We start from the raw sequence: 16,356 nt of genomic DNA on the forward strand, positions 1-16,356 counted from the left end.
CCTGACTAGTATCAGGTGGGGTATTTTATGTTAGGAAGTGTGTGTCACAATTGTTAGCGGTTCCGACAAATCAATCAAAAAACTTAGAAGTAGGCGTTCAGTGATGGAAGTAATCTATCAATATGCCTGGCTAATTCCGGTGCTGCCGCTACTTGGGGCAATGCTGGTTGGGCTAGGATTAATCTCGTTAAATCAGGCAACTAACCGCCTGCGGCAGCTCAATTCCGCCTTAATTATCTTGCTCATGAGTGCAGCAATGGGGCTGTCGATTGCAATTTTATGGAGCCAAATCCAAGGACATGCAACCTACACGCGGATCTTTGAATGGGCATCGGCAGGTAGCTTTCATCTGAATATGGGCTATACAATTGATCACCTCACAGCGATGATGCTGGTGGTTGTGACAACTGTGGCGACCCTAGTCATGATATATACTGACGGCTACATGGCTCATGATCCTGGTTACGTCAGATTCTATGCCTATCTCAGTCTATTTGGATCCTCAATGTTGGGCTTAGTCATAAGTCCAAATTTGGTACAAATTTATATATTTTGGGAATTGGTAGGGATGTGTTCCTACCTGTTGGTGGGCTTTTGGTATGATCGCAAATCGGCTGCTGATGCCTGTCAAAAAGCTTTTGTCACCAACCGTGTAGGAGACTTTGGTTTACTATTAGGCATTTTGGGGCTGTTCTGGGCAACAGGAAGCTTTGAATTTGGGGTGATGGGAGAAAGATTGGCGGAACTAGTGGCAAACGGTTCTATCAGCAATTTTCTCGCCATTCTATTCGCCATTTTGGTTTTCTTGGGTCCTGTTGCGAAATCTGCCCAATTCCCCTTGCATGTCTGGCTACCCGATGCGATGGAGGGTCCAACCCCAATTTCAGCATTGATTCACGCTGCGACAATGGTGGCAGCTGGGGTGTTTTTGATTGCCCGGATGTATCCGGTATTTGAAAATGTACCAGCGGCAATGAATGTAATTGCCTACACTGGAGCATTTACAGCCTTTTTGGGAGCAACAATTGCTATTACCCAAAACGATATTAAAAAAGGTTTGGCTTATTCCACCATTTCCCAACTGGGTTATATGGTGATGGCAATGGGAGTTGGTGCCTATAGTGCTGGACTTTTCCACCTGATGACCCATGCTTATTTTAAGGCAATGTTATTTTTGGGTTCCGGTTCTGTGATTCACGGCATGGAAGGGGTTGTGGGACATAATCCAGCACTAGCCCAAGATATGCGGTTGATGGGTGGATTGCGGAAATATATGCCAGTTACAGGTTTTACCTTTTTAATTGGTTGTTTGGCAATTTCAGGGATTCCTCCCTTTGCTGGTTTCTGGTCGAAAGATGAGATTCTCGGTGCAGCGTTTGCGGCTAACCCTTTGTTGTGGTTTGTTGGTTATACCACCGCTGGAATTACCGCTTTTTATATGTTCCGGATGTACTTCTCCACTTTTGAAGGGAAATTCCGGGGTAAAGATGAAAAAATCATTAAAAAGCTGCAAGCTGCTGCTACCGTCTTAATCGAAGCTGAAACACCAGCGCCGAATTTTGGTCCCGGTGCCATGAAACATGGCGAATTGGCTGCAACTGCTGCTGGACATGACGATCATGGACATCATGCTGATGAACCCCATGAATCGCCATGGACAATGACTTTCCCCTTGGCGGTTTTGGCAATTCCTTCCATGGCAATTGGTTTATTGGGAACACCCTTTGCCAATTACTTTGAAGAATTTGTCCATTCCCCTAGCGAATCTTTGGCGGAGATAGCCGAAAAAGCTGCTGAATTTAACCCCAACGAATTTTATTTGATGGCGGGTAGTTCGGTGGGTATTTCCTTAATTGGGATTACTTTGGCTTCGTTGATGTATTTAATGCGGAAGATTGACCCGAATGCGATCGCATCCCAAATCAAACCACTATACAATCTCTCTTTGAACAAATGGTATTTCGATGATATCTATCACAAAGTCTTTGTGTTAGGCTTACGTCGTCTTGCCCGTCAAGTTCTGGAAGTGGATTTCCGGGTTGTTGATGGTGCTGTTAACCTCACAGGTTTCTTTACCCTCATTAGTGGTGAAGGTCTCAAATACCTGGAAAATGGTCGCGCCCAATTCTATGCCCTAATCATCTTTGGCGCAGTTTTAGGTTTGACAATTATCTTTGGTGTCACCTAATTTTTGTTGATTGACGTAAAGCTTGCCATGGTCGGATGCCTGTGGCAGACTTTACAGATTATGAAGATTCCCGACTGTTGTAGTAAGTCGGGAATCTACAAATCATCAAAATAATTAACAATAATTAACTAAATTCCCATTGCTTGAGTTTAGTCTCTTGACGTTTCTTAATTTTTCTTAAATCAAGATAACAAAACTGACCAAATCTACCAGAAACTGCTACTAAATAGGCTAGTGGATGATAGCCGAACTTCATTATTCGTTACTAAAATACTCCGATGAATACAGCTAATTTCCCGTGGCTGACGACGATTATTCTTTTGCCAGTAGTAGCAGCGCTACTACTCCCCATCATCCCAGATAAAGATGGTAAAACAGTTCGCTGGTATTCCCTCGTTGTGGGGCTAGTTGACTTTGCAATCATTATTTGGGCATTTTACACTGGGTACGATTTTTCTAACCCTGATTTACAACTAGTTGAAAGTTACTCTTGGGTACCCCAACTAGATTTAAATTGGTCGGTAGGGGCAGATGGTTTATCCATGCCCCTAATAATTTTGACAGGATTTATTACCACCCTGGCAATACTGGCAGCTTGGCCCGTTACACTGAAACCAAAGTTATTCTATTTTCTCATATTGGTGATGTACGGCGGACAAATTGCCGTGTTCGCAGTTCAGGACATGCTGTTGTTTTTCTTGGTATGGGAACTGGAACTAGTACCCATCTACATTTTGCTGTCAATTTGGGGCGGTAAAAAGCGTCAATATGCAGCAACCAAGTTTATCCTTTATACAGCAGGTGGTTCGCTGTTTATCTTACTAGCTGCCTTGACAATGGGCTTCTACGGCGATACCGTTACATTCGACATGCGATCGCTTGCCCTCAAGGATTACGCTTTTAACTTCCAACTCCTGATGTATGCGGCATTCCTCATTGCATACGCCGTCAAATTACCAATTATCCCCCTCCATACCTGGCTACCTGATGCCCACGGTGAGGCTACAGCGCCCGTACACATGCTGTTGGCGGGAATTTTGCTGAAAATGGGTGGATATGCCCTAATTCGCATGAATGCCCAAATGCTGCCCGATGCCCACGCTTATTTTGCGCCTGTACTGGTGGTGTTGGGGGTAGTCAATATCATCTACGCTGCCCTGACATCATTTGCCCAGCGCAACCTGAAGCGGAAAATTGCCTATTCTTCCATCTCCCACATGGGCTTTGTCCTCATTGGTATTGCCTCGTTTACGGAATTAGGCTTGAGTGGGGCAGTGCTACAAATGGTTTCCCACGGCTTAATTGGTGCCAGTTTATTCTTCTTAGTGGGGGCAACCTACGACCGAACACATACCCTCATGTTAGATGAAATGGGTGGTGTCGGTAAAAAGATGAGTAAAATTTTCGCCATGTTTACCACCTGTTCAATGGCATCACTAGCATTGCCAGGGATGAGCGGTTTTGTGGCAGAGTTAATGATATTTGTTGGCTTCTCTACTAGCGATGCTTACAGCCCAACATTTAAAGTCATTACCGTGTTTCTCATGGCAGTTGGAGTCATTTTAACTCCAATTTATTTACTGTCAATGTTACGAGAAATTTTCTACGGTGAAGAAAACGCAGAATTAGTATCTCACCAAAAATTAGTTGATGCTGAACCGCGTGAAATCTTCATTGTTGCTTGTTTATTGATTCCAATCATCGGCATTGGTTTATATCCCAAGCTATTAACCCAAATGTATGACTCCACAACCTTACAACTAACAGCAAGGTTGCGCGATTCAGTACCCGCATTAGCTGAACATCAAGTTACACCAGCAGCTTCTTTGAATGCACCTTTAATTGGTGTGGAATAGTTAAAAATTTCTATTTACATACTTTAAATGGAGATGCGATCACTATAGGTACCTACCTTTATGATATCGCGTCTCCATTTCTGTCTATTGGAAATTTTTGATTACCGATCTCAAATTGCAATCAAACACAAATATTAAGGCTGAGGAGCAGCTTTAATATTGCTTTCCAAAGACTGTAAAGCTGTCGTAAGTTTTGCCTTCACTGGTTTTGGTTCTTTAAGAAGATCATTCACCTCATCTGCATTTTCTTCAATTAAATCGTAGCTTTTAGATGACTTTGCTTTGATCCCGTCTTCAACTGTGCTCCAAGATTCTTCAAATTCATCAAATTCTTTCTTAGCAGTTGGGAAATCACCAGCATCTACAGCTGTCTTTGTTTTGGAAACAACTGCCAGTAAACTTCCATAACTTGATTTGCCATCTGTAGAGGCAGCATTAGAAACAGGACTAGCGCTGGTGGTGGATGTTGTAGGAGATTGTTCAGCACCATTGCATCCAGTTAGCGCTAACAAACTAATACCCGCAGCAACAAACAATTGATTGAGACGTGGCATCATAAATTTCTCTCGAATAATAAAAATACTAACTTAAAGTTAGAAAAATTGTTATTTTCTTAAGACAACGTTAAAAGAATTTAAATATCCGGCAATACTTTTAACCAAGTATTTCTGCTGTCTTTTAGTTGTAATTACCATTACCTGATATAACCGTCCCTCGGCAAAATACATTCTACTTTTAGTAATCTTGCCACCACGATTTATATACTCAATTTCCCTTCCTGGCTGCCCATTAGAACTACGAATACTACGTTCGCTGATGAGATTACTTTGGGTTGTTTTTAATGCCATAGCTTGAGCATTTTTTAGCACTTCATCAGGATTAGCCATCTTCCCGTAACTATCAGGAAAGTCATTAAAAGCAACCACATAGGCAACCTCTTGTTTGGGAGGTTGAGCCACAAAAACTTGTAGATTTATTTCCCCCATGAATGTTTTTTGGGTTTGGCTAGTCACTTTGGGATTTCCCGGCATCAAAACGGTAAAACCACCATCGGGGGCAGTAAATAGCTTCCATTTTGATGCTGCTGGGGATACAGTTGCTTTTGCAGTGGATATTTGGTTGCCTGGTTTGGCTGCAACACTTGTAAACCCAGTGAGGATGATAGTGGTTGTAAGTACCGATGATAAAAGGCTTTTTAGAGGATTTTTGATTAGAGATGCCGGATAACTAAGTGTTTTAAGAGTCATGGTTATTGCTAAAATACTACTGAATATTACTGACATGTGTCGTTAATCAGTCAACTTTAGCAAACTTGATTCATTAGTCGCCAATATTACTACTGACTGGATAAGTTACTTGCGTAAGTAGTAGCTGTGGGAACTGATATTGCTTTGCTGTCTCCTATCTCCATCAACTAATTTAACTTTTCTGGTGGAATGTAAAAGAAGAGGCAGGGGGAACTTAGATCTGGAATCCTCCCCATGCAAGCCTTCTCAAAGGATATATTTGCTCCATGTTCCCCTTAGGCTTCAAAGCATCTGGAACAAAAACACCCGATAATCCATCCGTAACTGTAGTACTTCCCAACACCCCCATCTATTCACAAGTACGTATGCGATCGCAAGATGAAATTACTGGCTACCCCAAAACAAATATTTCCCAGATTATTTTTGATTCTCAGTATTTTGACTCCCTTATTGGAAGCAATTCCTGTAAATGCAGAAAAACCGGAACATGTGAAACAGTTAATTGATACCAATAAATGTCCCAGATGTGATTTAAGTGGTGCCGATTTGAGTCGGAAAAATTTAAAACGGGCAGATTTATATAATGCTAACTTGCAACGTTCCGATTTGAGGAATACAGATTTGTCGGATGCAAAGTTAAATAGTGCTGATTTGAGTCGCGCTGATTTCTATCAAGCTAATTTACGAAATACAGATTTCAGCGGTGCTAACTTAAATAGTGCTAACTTTCGGAATGCTGATTTAAGAAATGCCAATTTTAGCAATGCTGATTTGGCTAATGCTGATTTTAGCGGATTAGATTTGTATGGAGTCAATTTCAGTAATGCCAAAATGCGCGGTACTCGACTTGATAGAGTTAACTTGAGTGGAGTAAATCTCAGTGGTGCTGATTTGAGTGGTATTGATTTGCGAAATGTCAACCTCAGAGGTATAAACTTAACTAGAATTAACTTAAGTCATGCCAATTTAATTGGCTTTGATTTCCGGGGTACAGACTTAAGAAACGCTAATTTAAGTTATGCTGATTTACGAAATAGCGATTTAAGTAACGCTAAATTGGAAAGCGCTGATTTGCGAAATGCTAACTTGAGTGGTGTAAATTTCCGAAATGCGGACTTAATCGGAGTGAACTTGGATGGTGCAAGTTTGCAGAATGCCGATTTACGGGGTGCAAACCTGAATTTTACCTCATTACCCAGCGGGATTGTAGCCGAAGCTGAAGATTATACTCGGTGGGGAGATTATCAGTTAAATAGGAAGAGTTACCGGAATGCGATCGCATACTATGATAAAGCCATAGAAAATAGTAACAGATACACAGACGCTTATGCCAAGCGGGGATTAGTAAAAACCTACCTGGATGATTACCAAGGTGCTTTAGCTGACTACAACAAAGCTTTGGAAATTAACCCTAATTCTGCTATCACTTATAACTATCGCGCAATTACCCGCACTAGACAACAAGATTATCCAAATGCTTTAACTGACTTTGACAAAGCAATTAGTCTAAATTCTAATTATGCCGAAGCTTATAGCGGCAAAGCCAATATTTTTAACTTACAAACACAATATCAAGCAGCAATTACCCAAGCATCTACAGCAATTGGGATTAATTCTAAGTTAGCATCTGCTTACAATATCAGAGGTTTTGCTCAAGCTGGATTAAAAAACTATTCAGCAGCAGTGAAAGATTACAATTTAGCTATTGATAATTCTGAAGGCTTTACAGAAGCATTTTTTAATCGCGGTGTTTCTCGAATTGCTATAGGGGAATATAAAGATGCTACCAGAGATTTCGACCGAGTTATTGATTTAGATAATAATTATATTGATGGATACTATCAACGTGGTTTAAGTAGATTTAAACGCAATAAGTTTGAAGATGCCATCAAAGATTGTGATCGAGCAATTCAACGCAATTCTCAACATGCTGAAGCTTATGAAATCAAGGGTAACTCATTACTGAAACTCAAGAAAAATACCGAAGCTAAACTAACTTTTAACCAAGCAATCCAGATTTATACCCAACGTAACGATAGCGAAAGCGTTAAACGCATTCAATCAATCATTTCAGGTTTGTAATTCCACATCCCCAACCCCTATCTTGATATTTTGTTGCCTATTACCTATTCCTTTTTGCACAAATAGTATATCCTAACCAAGATGTTCACTAGCATATTAATGAATCCATAAATAAGCAAAAATCAACGTTAATACAGTTAACGGCAAACCAAACCGCAAATGCTGCCAAAAAGTCAACTTATACTCCAAATAAATTGCAGCCTCTGCAACAATTAAATTAGCTACAGAAGCAAACAAAGTTGAAGCTGCTGCCAGCAACAACCATGATTTACTATCACTATGGACAATCAGCGGCTTTAATAACAACACATCCGGAACATTAGAAATTAAATTAGATAAAACAGCAGTTACACTAATTAAACCCTCAGATGTATTTATTTCCCCAGTAATAAAAGTGTAATATATTTAGCTTTTGAATAACTTTAGTTAGTATAAATAGCCTCGAAAAAATCACCAATAAATTCCAATCAATTTTCCTAAATATCCGCTGTGGCTTTAGCCTGCGAGTAATTAATAATAAGCTAGCAGCCACCAAGGCAAAATTAGCTAAAGGAAAACCCAAGCCAAAAGCCACTAACAAACCAATTGTAATAGTTAAGGTTTTATTAAATAATGGTTGATAAATACGTTGACTACAAATAGAAACATCTGTACATGGTTTGCAAGAATGCACTTCTGGATAAAGTAGACACAATAAAATAATCTGAATTGCCATACCCGCTACAGCAATCGGTGTCAATTATTTGAGAAACTCAATATAGGTAATTCCAGAGAAAGAACCAATTAAAATATTTTGAGGATTGCCGCTAATAGTAGCCACTGAAGCAATATTGGTTGCTGCTACTAATGCTAATAAATAGGGGATGGGATTCAGGTTTAAAGCTTGAGTCAGGTTGAGAGTAAGTGGTGTCAAAATTAAAGCAACTGTGTCATTGATAAAAATGGCAGAAAGGATACCGCTACTCAAAGTTAAAGCTATCAAAATTCCCAACAGGGTGCGCGTTAAACCCAGTAAAACTGATAAAATCCACGGGAAAAAGCCTGCATAACTTAAGTTAGCATTGACTATCATCATACTCAACAAAAATAGGATGGTGGTAGCATCAATAGCTTGCCATGCTTCTTCCAAGGTGACAGCACCCAAAGCAATTAAAAAACCAGAACTCACCAAAGCAATGGTGGCACGATTCATCCTCAAGGAGGGTATATAACCTATGGCTAAACCCAGGTAAGTGATAATTAATAGGCAATTGATTAATATCTGGTGAAAAATCACAAATTATTTATTTATGTAAGGTATTCTCGGTAAGAATTTGGGATAGATTGCCAGTCTAAATCAAATTGGTATAGTGGGTGCGGAAATAATTAATTAAAACTTGCAAAAGCTTGTTCCTTGAGTATTTATACTCCCATCACCAGAATTCTTATTAACACAGGATTTCTACATAACGAGATAAGACTTCTAATCTACCAAATACCTTTTTTGTTTATATATAAGCAAAAACTATGTATTCTATAAGTTTTATCAATTACTGAGATGATTCATCTCGTTAGATTACCGATTTAGATGTTAGATTTGTATGCGTCCAAAGCTAGATGACTTCACGAAGCATTTAACTTCGTCAAGTTATGAACAAGAAAGTCGTGCCGCACTACCGATTGTCGATAAATTACAGTTAACTGGACGTAGTAGCAAATTATAGTTTTGATTACAGTGGGTTTCATGAGATTTAACTGTATCGAAACTCCTAATAAACTTCTTCCGGGAGATGTTTTTGTTACATCGTAGACATTGATTAAACTGTTCCGCAGCCTCAACTTTCTAGAGGAGTGAACCATGAAGGTATTTTCCAATACCAAACAAAAGATTTTTTTTGCGAGTTGGGTGCCAGAACACACAGAAGAACCCAACAGTTCCAGTATCTCTCAGCAACAAGGGCTTTCTCCAAAGCAGAGTATTGGTATTTTGCAACCATTCCGACAATGGATTGAGCAGATTGAAGTACGCGATCGCATAATAGCTCATCGCCTATGTCAAGTCATTCCTTCCCAATGTCCCTTTGAAAGAGATGTCAATTTATTTGGTAAGAAATTATTTCACATTCCACCCATGTGTAAACTTAATCCTTTCTACGATGAGGTAGTAGGTTTACGCTTTAAGGCATTGTGCTACCTAGCAGACGAATGTGGTGAAGATATTTCCCAATATTGTTAACAATTTAGTCTATGACCATTTTAGAGACGATCCGTTGGGTCGTCTCTATTAAACCTTCCCTATCTGTTTTAGTATACTAAAGGCTCTTGAGCGATCGCATTCAGTTGTGCAGACTCAAGTAACCGTTGCCAAGAAACTTCTAAATTTCGATTATGTGGGTTTAGCTGCCGTAATTTCGCCACACTTGCGAGAGTATCATACCAAACACCATTAGCAGCTAACTTACTAGCCCTATCTAAGGCAATTTTGGATTCAGAAATATTGGGTATATTTTTGTTCGCCTCGACTCTGCGAATCCAACCAGTCACAAATGGACTATCTGGTTCTAAGTACTGACTACAAATCATTGCTAATGACCATTTATAATTTTTACCAACCTCCAAAGCTGGCACTTCACCGGGAAGAGACACTTCCATCACGCCTGATTGCTTTGGTAGACTAATACTAGTTTGATAATAATAATTCGATTCTTCCTCTTGAATACTGAAAAATCCTTTCTCAGCCTTGGTTTGAGGGATATAAACAAAAATACTCGGACGAGGCGTAACCGTTAAGCCGATATTTGTGGCTGGTATAATTGCTTTAACTGACTTATTTCCACTCGTGGGTTCTGCTAAACCACAAACAGAAGCATCTTGTAGGGGATTTCCCCATGAGTTACTAACAATTTTATCTTCAGGTAGTTTGAACGCGACCTTTGTGGCTATAGTTGGATTTGACCAACCTGTACCCACCAATAATGCTACGGATAAGGCTATTCCTACAAGTAGAAATCTAAATCTATCCCGGCTTTTTCTTGGCATAAAAACCTACCTTCTAAGCTTGATCTAAAGTCAAGTTGGAATATACCCCTAGCATACCAGTAGGAGATAAGACACTACTAGCATATCCGTGTATTTTAGGTAACGTCATCAGTAAAAGTGTGATGTTTTCCTAAAGTTTGTGTGAGGTATATAAGTTTTCGATGATACTTCCCAGATTTCAATCTATTAATTTTTCCGATATCCGTGCTTTGAAGCAAACTATACCTACAATGTTAGATCAATAAAATATAGAATTCTACGGGGTTACAGGTCTTACTGCTGCAATTTGTTGTTCTAAATGTCTACTATAAATCCGTCCCTGGTTAGCAAGAACGGATTAGAAGTTTTTTCATGAACAGTAATAGCAGTAATAATGGATAGTTTTGTTGATAAATCTGGTTACTATTACTGAAGTGTCTTGTAATTAACTGTATCGCTCTTCTGCCCATGGTTCCCCACGGGTATGATAACCATTTCGTTCCCAAAAACCCAGTTCTTCGCGCTCCAAAAACTCCAAACCATTAATCCACTTGGCACTTTTCCAAGCGTACAGGTGAGGAATGATGGATCTCATGGGACCACCATGTTCAGGGGGTAATGGTTCGTTAAATAGTTTGAAGGCTAAAAAGTTTTCTTCTTTAAGAAAATCAACTAGGGGGAGATTAGTTGTATAGCCACCATAACAATGTTCCATAATATGGGTGGCTTTGGGATCGACTTCGATGAGTTTCATCAAGTCGCTAATTTTGATCCCTGTCCATTTAACATCAAGTTTAGACCAGCGAGTCACACAGTGGAAATCAGCAGTAAATTCATGCTGAGGTAATGCCATCATGTCATCCCAAGTAAAGGTTTTGGCTGTTGCTAAACCTGATACTTTGAATTCCCAGGTGTCTATACTAACTTGTGGGGCAGCACCATAGGTTAAAACAGGGAAACCTTTAGTTAGATGTTGACCTGGGGGGACTCTTTCACTATCTTCTACACCAGGTTTCTGAAAAAATTTTCCTAGCATAATTAACAGCCATTAGTAATCAGTAATTAATAGTCAGTAGTCAAGGGTATCGTTTTTACTCTTGACTTTTGACCTGAGACTTTCGGGTTATGACTAGATATTTACTCTTCTTCTTCGTCTTCTTCAGCAGTTGGATAAACGAAGTTGGAACGTCCACTTAAAATTGACTTACCTAATGCCATTGCTTTCTGTGCTTGCACTTGAGCTTTATGTCTCCAGGTAGCCCGACGGGAGTCACGTTTAGATTTTGAGGTTTTCTTCTTTGGAACAGCCATGTTAGCGGATATCGCAATTTTTGACAACCTTTTTATTCTAAGCCATTACCGCGATAGTGGAAGGGGAAAAAGCGAAAGTGTTGAGAGAGTTTATTTTTGAGTTGGTGGTTCTTGGTTGAAGAAAAGTAGCGATCGCGCACTGCGATAATAGATTGCCCAGACTTGAGGATCGGGTCGGTTGCGCCATTGTTGACGGCTAACTCGTAGGTCTAGAATTGGTGCGATCGCGCCAGCGTTTTGTCCAGCGACAATTACGGAAACTTCTGTAGCCAATAGATCTTGATCAAAACTACGCTGGGCTGCGGCACGAGCCACTGCTTCTGCTCTCCTGAGTAGAGTTTCGTAGTTTTCATCCGCTAAGGTGTCAACAATTAGGTCGGCTCTAGCTGTATAAGCTTGTACAATTTTGGGTGAAAAAACTTCAGTTATCAGCCACAGAGGAACAGCTGTTCCTAATAAGAAGATGGCGTTAACTATCCGGATATGATTACGAATTGATGGCATATGTGGAGTAAACGATTTTAGAAAAGATTCGGCGATACTTATGCTTAATGGTGAACGAGTGTTACTTCTCAATCAGTTAACAGTTATCAGCTAGAGCCAAGCGGAGTCGAGGCTTTAACAGTTATCACGGTAAGAGAAAGGGGATTTAACACTATGGCTGAGTACAGCCGATATAGGGCAAGCAGCGGACCTGACCACCCCGACTAAAACCCACCACTTTCAGACGTGGGAGACTCTGATTACCTGCGGTACACTTCGTTACGACAGGTGATACATTGAGCAGTTTTATCGACTCAGTGTGTCTAAGTACAAGTAACAGTTAACTGTTTACTGATTTCATAGGTTAGCCTTGTTATTCCCGCAAAGCCAACTAAAATCTTCAATTATTACAAACCAAATTTGACGCAGGTGCGATGGCAAAAAACTGGGCGGTCGCTATAGGCATTAATCAATATCAGCATTTCCAACCTCTAGCTTGCGCTCAAGCAGATGCTGAGGCGCTATGGGATTTTTTAGCGACTGAGGGTGGTTTTTCACGACAGCAATGTATGTTGATGACTGATACTTCGGCACCCATTGGCGATCGACCAACTCAGCCAACGAAGGAAAATATTCTTCTCCTCCTGGAAGATTTGGCTGCGGCTTGTTGGCGATCGCAAGACCGAGTATGGTTGTATTTCAGCGGTTATGGAGTCAATTACAAAGGTAAAGATTATTTGATGCCAGCAGAGGGCGATCCTGAACATGTGGAAGACACAGGGATTGATATGGCTGCGCTCATGCATAATTTACGGCTTTCGCGGGTCAAACCGTTAATTTTGCTCGATATTAATCGGGCTTTTGGGATGCAAACTGAGACATTTGTCGGGCAAGAAATTATCGAACTTGCTCAGGAGTTGCAAATCCCGTTAATTTTTTCTTGCCAACCAGAACAGTTTTCCTACGAAAGTAGTGAACTCAATCACGGATTTTTTACCACTGCGCTTTTAGAAGGTTTACGCTCTGGTCGCGGCAATACTTTGGGTGAGTTGGAAGCTTATTTAAGCGTTCGTACTCCCGAATTATGTCAATACTATTGGCGACCAACACAGAATCCAGTCACAGTCATGACATCAAATCAGGAGGTAATTTTGGGAAATTCAGAAATGGATCATGATATGGATGCGGCAGCAATTGTGCTTTCGGAGGAGATATTTGCCTCTGCAATGGCTGCTCCACCATTGGAGCGTAATTCTGCAAAGAATTCCAGTAATAATTCTCCAAATAATAATTCTAATAATTATGCTAGCAACTATTCACAATTAAGTAATAACCCTGAGATAAACTATAATAATGAATATAATTATACTAATTTTAGACAGCCGCAGGAACAAAAAGCAGTAGCTAGTTCCTTGACTGAGACTGCGGGAGAAACACCACCTTCGTTACCACCAGCTTTGCCCAAACCCCAAGTTAGTAACTTACCTCCTGTTCCGAATCCGGTTACTTACGGTTCCACCGCATCAAAAGTTACTAAAAGTAAGCCAAGTGTGGGCTTTTGGCACTTACTGATGTGGGGTGTTAGTTCCACATTGTTGGTTGGTTGTTTAATCGCCTTTTTATTCCGTCCGCGATCGCAACCTCAATTTCAGGTTGAACAAACGTTACCTGTAGATAATAACGGCAGTGTTGATGATACTGAGTTTAATTCTACACAAAATCAAAGTCCGCCAATTGCTGTTCAAACCCCTTCAGCGGAAGTTAAACCCAAAGTTACTTCAACTTTCCCATCGGTAGCTGCCAAACCTCAAGTTTCTCCAACTTTGCCATCGGTGACAGCTAAACCTCAAATTTCTCCAAATCCTTCAGCAGATACTAAACCCCAAGTTTCCCCAAATCCGGCACCAGTTGTGGCAACATCTGCAACGGTACCCCAAAAACGCAGTCAAGCACTGAGTGAATTATCCAAACAATCACTAAATCCTAATCTTGCCAGTGATTTGAATTCAGCGATCGCATCCGCACGCAAAATTAAGCCTGGTGAACCACGTTACACCCAAGCACAGGAAAATATCCAAGTTTGGAATCACATGATTTTTGAAATTGCCGAAAATCGTGCCAAGAAGCGTCAATATAATAACGCGATCGCGGCTGCAAACTTAATGGAAAAAAAACAGCCCCAATATTCCCAAGTTCAAGCAGCAGTCAGTCAATGGAAGCAACAAGCAAAACAAAATCTCAGTAATCAAACTGTGGTTCAAGCTGCCGCTACTTTAATTAAACCAGGACAAGCATCAAGCTATAACCGAGCAATCGAAGTTGCTAAAAAGGTTCCCAAAGGTGAACCAGGTTATGATGTCGCTCAAAAAGCCATAAATAAATGGAGTAACCAAATTTTAGAAATTGCCAATCGTCGCGCTGCAAATGGTGAAACTGGAGATGCAATTCGAGCCGCAACACTGGTTCCAGAAGGTACTAAAGCTTGGGAGTCGGCACAAAAATCGATTAAAAAATGGAACAGGTAAATCAGTTATCAGTGAACAGTAATCAGCTTGCAGGAGAACTAAATGTTCCTTCCTAAAAAAACAAGAATAGCCAATAAATAAGTAGGTGCTGAAAAACGTACACAAGTTCCTACAATTATTAAATTAGTAGAAAGCGGTTCGGTTCATGACTGATAACCTGACTGTTCACTGATAACTGATAACCTGACTGTTCACTGATAACTGATAACTGTTAACTGCTCACTGATAACTGATTTATGGTTTTTGTAATTGCTGGAGAACGCAGTGGTGTAGGTAAAACAACGGTTACACTTGCTTTACTTGCTTCTTTATGTCGTCAAGGTAAACGAGTCCAATCCTTTAAAGTTGGTCCCGACTATATTGATCCGATGTTTCATCAATATGTCACGGGTTTACCTTGCCGAAATTTAGATCCAGTTTTAACTTCCGAAAGCTATATCCAAGAGTGTTTTGCTCAACACTTCCAAAAGGCTGATTGCGCTGTCGTGGAAGGAGTAATGGGGTTATTTGATGGAATTAACTTAAATATTGGGGACACATCCCAAAATATTCCTAATTATTTTGGCAGTACGGCACATATTGCCAGGTTATTAAACTTACCTGTAATTTTGGTGATGGATTGCAGTCGCTTATCTGGATCAGCAGCAGCGATCGCACTCGGCTATTCTACCTTAGATCCACGTATCAACATCGCGGGATTAGTTCTAAATCGGGTGGGAAGTTCTCGTCATCTAGAATTATTAAAAACTTCACTAGAACCTCTAAATCTACCAATATTGGGCGTTTTGCAACGAGAAAACGATATCACTATCCCTGATAGACACCTAGGTTTAATTCCCACCGATGAGTTACCAGAATTGGATGCTGTGATTTCCAAACTTGCAGATTTGGGTGATAGTTGCTTCAATTGGGAATTGCTGAAAGAAGGCAGGAGGCAGGAGGCAGAAGGCAGAAGTCAACAGAACACAAGTATATCGCCAAATTCAGATCAAAATTTACCATCAAAAACTCGAATTGCCGTTGCACGCGATCGCGCTTTTAATTTTTACTATCAAGATAATCTCGATTTACTCCAAAAACTCGGTGCTGAGTTAGTTTTCTGGAGTCCTTTAAATAACCAAGATTTACCCCCAAATATCCAAGGAATGTATTTTGGTGGTGGTTTCCCGGAAATGTTTGCAGAGGAACTATCAAAAAACACTAGTGTACTCACTGCTATCAAATCAGCAATTCTCTCAGGAATGCCAACTATAGCCGAATGTGGTGGCTTAATGTACCTTTGCGACAAAGTAATTGATTTTACAGATACAGCATACCCAATGGTGGGAGTTCTCCCCACAACCGCAATTATGGATCAGCGTTTAACATTAGGTTATCGTCAAGCAACAACTTTAGGAAATAGCTTTTTATTCGACGCAGAAACCACAGTTTACGGACATGAATTTCATCGTTCCCGATTAATTTCCCATCCTGAACCAGCATTATTTCATACTTCCCGCGTTGACACTGAAGAATTTACCGGTAATGAAGGGTACAACTTACTTCCCAATCTTCACGCATCCTATATCCATCTACATTGGGGTGCAACACCACAAATTCCTCAGGTATTTATGGAATCATGCCTTAATTGGCATTGAATCAAAGCTTTTCGTTAGTAATAAAATTAC

Annotated in this window: 13 protein-coding genes and 1 pseudogene; 7 read left to right on the forward strand and 7 right to left on the reverse strand. The window is 40.3% G+C overall.

Annotation, left to right across the window (positions count from 1 at the left end; translation table 11 throughout):
* Window positions 1-103 precede the first annotated feature (103 nt).
* Both CAL6303_RS08625 and CAL6303_RS08630 read left to right on the forward strand, forming a co-directional pair.
* Complete coding sequence (locus CAL6303_RS08625) at window positions 104-2,188, forward strand: NAD(P)H-quinone oxidoreductase subunit 5 (RefSeq protein ID WP_015197459.1); 2,085 nt, start codon at window positions 104-106, stop codon at window positions 2,186-2,188.
* Between the two features lie 278 nt (window positions 2,189-2,466).
* A complete protein-coding gene (locus CAL6303_RS08630) occupies window positions 2,467-4,044 on the forward strand; it encodes an NAD(P)H-quinone oxidoreductase subunit 4 (RefSeq protein WP_015197460.1) in 1,578 nt (525 codons plus the stop codon).
* Between the two features lie 134 nt (window positions 4,045-4,178).
* On the opposite strand, the gene CAL6303_RS08635 is transcribed toward CAL6303_RS08630, so the two are convergent.
* Together CAL6303_RS08635 and CAL6303_RS08640 are read right to left on the reverse strand one after the other, a co-directional pair.
* Entirely contained in the window at window positions 4,179-4,601 is a 423-nt protein-coding gene (locus CAL6303_RS08635) for a hypothetical protein (protein ID WP_015197461.1), read from the reverse strand.
* A 48-nt stretch (window positions 4,602-4,649) separates the two neighbouring features.
* Window positions 4,650-5,291 carry a hypothetical protein gene (locus CAL6303_RS08640; protein ID WP_051036781.1) on the reverse strand — a complete coding sequence of 214 codons (642 nt, stop codon included), beginning with the start codon at window positions 5,289-5,291 and terminating at the stop codon, window positions 4,650-4,652.
* 378 nt (window positions 5,292-5,669) lie between these two features.
* Here CAL6303_RS08640 and CAL6303_RS08645 point away from each other — a divergent pair, with 378 nt between their 5' ends.
* The gene (locus CAL6303_RS08645; RefSeq protein WP_015197463.1) at window positions 5,670-7,373 is read left to right on the forward strand and encodes a pentapeptide repeat-containing protein; all 1,704 of its coding nucleotides are present in this window, start codon (window positions 5,670-5,672) and stop codon (window positions 7,371-7,373) included.
* A gap of 96 nt (window positions 7,374-7,469) precedes the next feature.
* On the opposite strand, the pseudogene CAL6303_RS08650 reads toward CAL6303_RS08645, so the two are convergent.
* Window positions 7,470-8,649: pseudogene (locus tag CAL6303_RS08650) on the reverse strand (anion transporter).
* Between the two features lie 304 nt (window positions 8,650-8,953).
* Here CAL6303_RS08650 and CAL6303_RS31415 point away from each other — a divergent pair.
* Together CAL6303_RS31415 and CAL6303_RS08655 are read left to right on the forward strand one after the other, a co-directional pair.
* On the forward strand, window positions 8,954-9,076 hold the full coding sequence (locus CAL6303_RS31415) for a hypothetical protein (protein WP_015197464.1): 123 nt from the start codon (window positions 8,954-8,956) through the stop codon (window positions 9,074-9,076).
* 134 nt (window positions 9,077-9,210) lie between these two features.
* The gene (locus CAL6303_RS08655; protein WP_015197465.1) at window positions 9,211-9,588 is read left to right on the forward strand and encodes a Mo-dependent nitrogenase C-terminal domain-containing protein; all 378 of its coding nucleotides are present in this window, start codon (window positions 9,211-9,213) and stop codon (window positions 9,586-9,588) included.
* Between the two features lie 68 nt (window positions 9,589-9,656).
* Here the strand turns inward: CAL6303_RS08655 and CAL6303_RS08660 are convergent, their stop codons facing one another.
* From CAL6303_RS08660 to CAL6303_RS08675, 4 genes are all read right to left on the reverse strand, one after another.
* Window positions 9,657-10,391, reverse strand: coding sequence for a DUF928 domain-containing protein (locus tag CAL6303_RS08660; RefSeq protein WP_015197466.1), 735 nt, complete (start codon window positions 10,389-10,391; stop codon window positions 9,657-9,659).
* Between the two features lie 424 nt (window positions 10,392-10,815).
* Window positions 10,816-11,406 carry a sulfite oxidase-like oxidoreductase gene (locus CAL6303_RS08665; RefSeq protein WP_015197467.1) on the reverse strand — a complete coding sequence of 197 codons (591 nt, stop codon included), beginning with the start codon at window positions 11,404-11,406 and terminating at the stop codon, window positions 10,816-10,818.
* A gap of 101 nt (window positions 11,407-11,507) precedes the next feature.
* Window positions 11,508-11,681, reverse strand: a complete 174-nt coding sequence (gene rpmF, locus CAL6303_RS08670) for a 50S ribosomal protein L32 (RefSeq protein ID WP_015197468.1) — start codon at window positions 11,679-11,681, stop codon at window positions 11,508-11,510.
* Between the two features lie 90 nt (window positions 11,682-11,771).
* The gene (locus tag CAL6303_RS08675) at window positions 11,772-12,185 is read right to left on the reverse strand and encodes a hypothetical protein (RefSeq protein WP_015197469.1); all 414 of its coding nucleotides are present in this window, start codon (window positions 12,183-12,185) and stop codon (window positions 11,772-11,774) included.
* Window positions 12,186-12,598: 413 nt separating this feature from the next.
* Here CAL6303_RS08675 and CAL6303_RS08680 point away from each other — a divergent pair, with 413 nt between their 5' ends.
* The gene (locus CAL6303_RS08680) at window positions 12,599-14,689 is read left to right on the forward strand and encodes a caspase family protein (protein ID WP_015197470.1); all 2,091 of its coding nucleotides are present in this window, start codon (window positions 12,599-12,601) and stop codon (window positions 14,687-14,689) included.
* A 236-nt stretch (window positions 14,690-14,925) separates the two neighbouring features.
* Window positions 14,926-16,326, forward strand: coding sequence for a cobyrinate a,c-diamide synthase (locus tag CAL6303_RS08685; protein WP_015197471.1), 1,401 nt, complete (start codon window positions 14,926-14,928; stop codon window positions 16,324-16,326).
* Window positions 16,327-16,356: the final 30 nt, after the last annotated feature.

The organism is Calothrix sp. PCC 6303 (genome assembly GCF_000317435.1).
In the GTDB taxonomy this organism is placed as follows: Bacteria; Cyanobacteriota; Cyanobacteriia; order Cyanobacteriales; family Nostocaceae; genus PCC-6303.

Excerpts from the sequence above, each read along its gene's own strand:
- CAL6303_RS08625 (WP_015197459.1), top strand. The coding sequence starts at position 104 with ATGGAAGTAATCTATCAATATGCCTGGCTAATTCCGGTGCTGCCGCTA.
- CAL6303_RS08630 (WP_015197460.1), top strand. The coding sequence starts at position 2,467 with ATGAATACAGCTAATTTCCCGTGGCTGACGACGATTATTCTTTTGCCA.
- CAL6303_RS08635 (WP_015197461.1), bottom strand. The coding sequence starts at position 4,601 with ATGATGCCACGTCTCAATCAATTGTTTGTTGCTGCGGGTATTAGTTTG.
- CAL6303_RS08640 (WP_051036781.1), bottom strand. The coding sequence starts at position 5,291 with ATGACTCTTAAAACACTTAGTTATCCGGCATCTCTAATCAAAAATCCT.
- CAL6303_RS08645 (WP_015197463.1), top strand. The coding sequence starts at position 5,670 with ATGAAATTACTGGCTACCCCAAAACAAATATTTCCCAGATTATTTTTG.
- CAL6303_RS31415 (WP_015197464.1), top strand. The coding sequence starts at position 8,954 with ATGCGTCCAAAGCTAGATGACTTCACGAAGCATTTAACTTCGTCAAGT.
- CAL6303_RS08655 (WP_015197465.1), top strand. The coding sequence starts at position 9,211 with ATGAAGGTATTTTCCAATACCAAACAAAAGATTTTTTTTGCGAGTTGG.
- CAL6303_RS08660 (WP_015197466.1), bottom strand. The coding sequence starts at position 10,391 with ATGCCAAGAAAAAGCCGGGATAGATTTAGATTTCTACTTGTAGGAATA.
- CAL6303_RS08665 (WP_015197467.1), bottom strand. The coding sequence starts at position 11,406 with ATGCTAGGAAAATTTTTTCAGAAACCTGGTGTAGAAGATAGTGAAAGA.
- rpmF (WP_015197468.1), bottom strand. The coding sequence starts at position 11,681 with ATGGCTGTTCCAAAGAAGAAAACCTCAAAATCTAAACGTGACTCCCGT.
- CAL6303_RS08675 (WP_015197469.1), bottom strand. The coding sequence starts at position 12,185 with ATGCCATCAATTCGTAATCATATCCGGATAGTTAACGCCATCTTCTTA.
- CAL6303_RS08680 (WP_015197470.1), top strand. The coding sequence starts at position 12,599 with ATGGCAAAAAACTGGGCGGTCGCTATAGGCATTAATCAATATCAGCAT.
- CAL6303_RS08685 (WP_015197471.1), top strand. The coding sequence starts at position 14,926 with ATGGTTTTTGTAATTGCTGGAGAACGCAGTGGTGTAGGTAAAACAACG.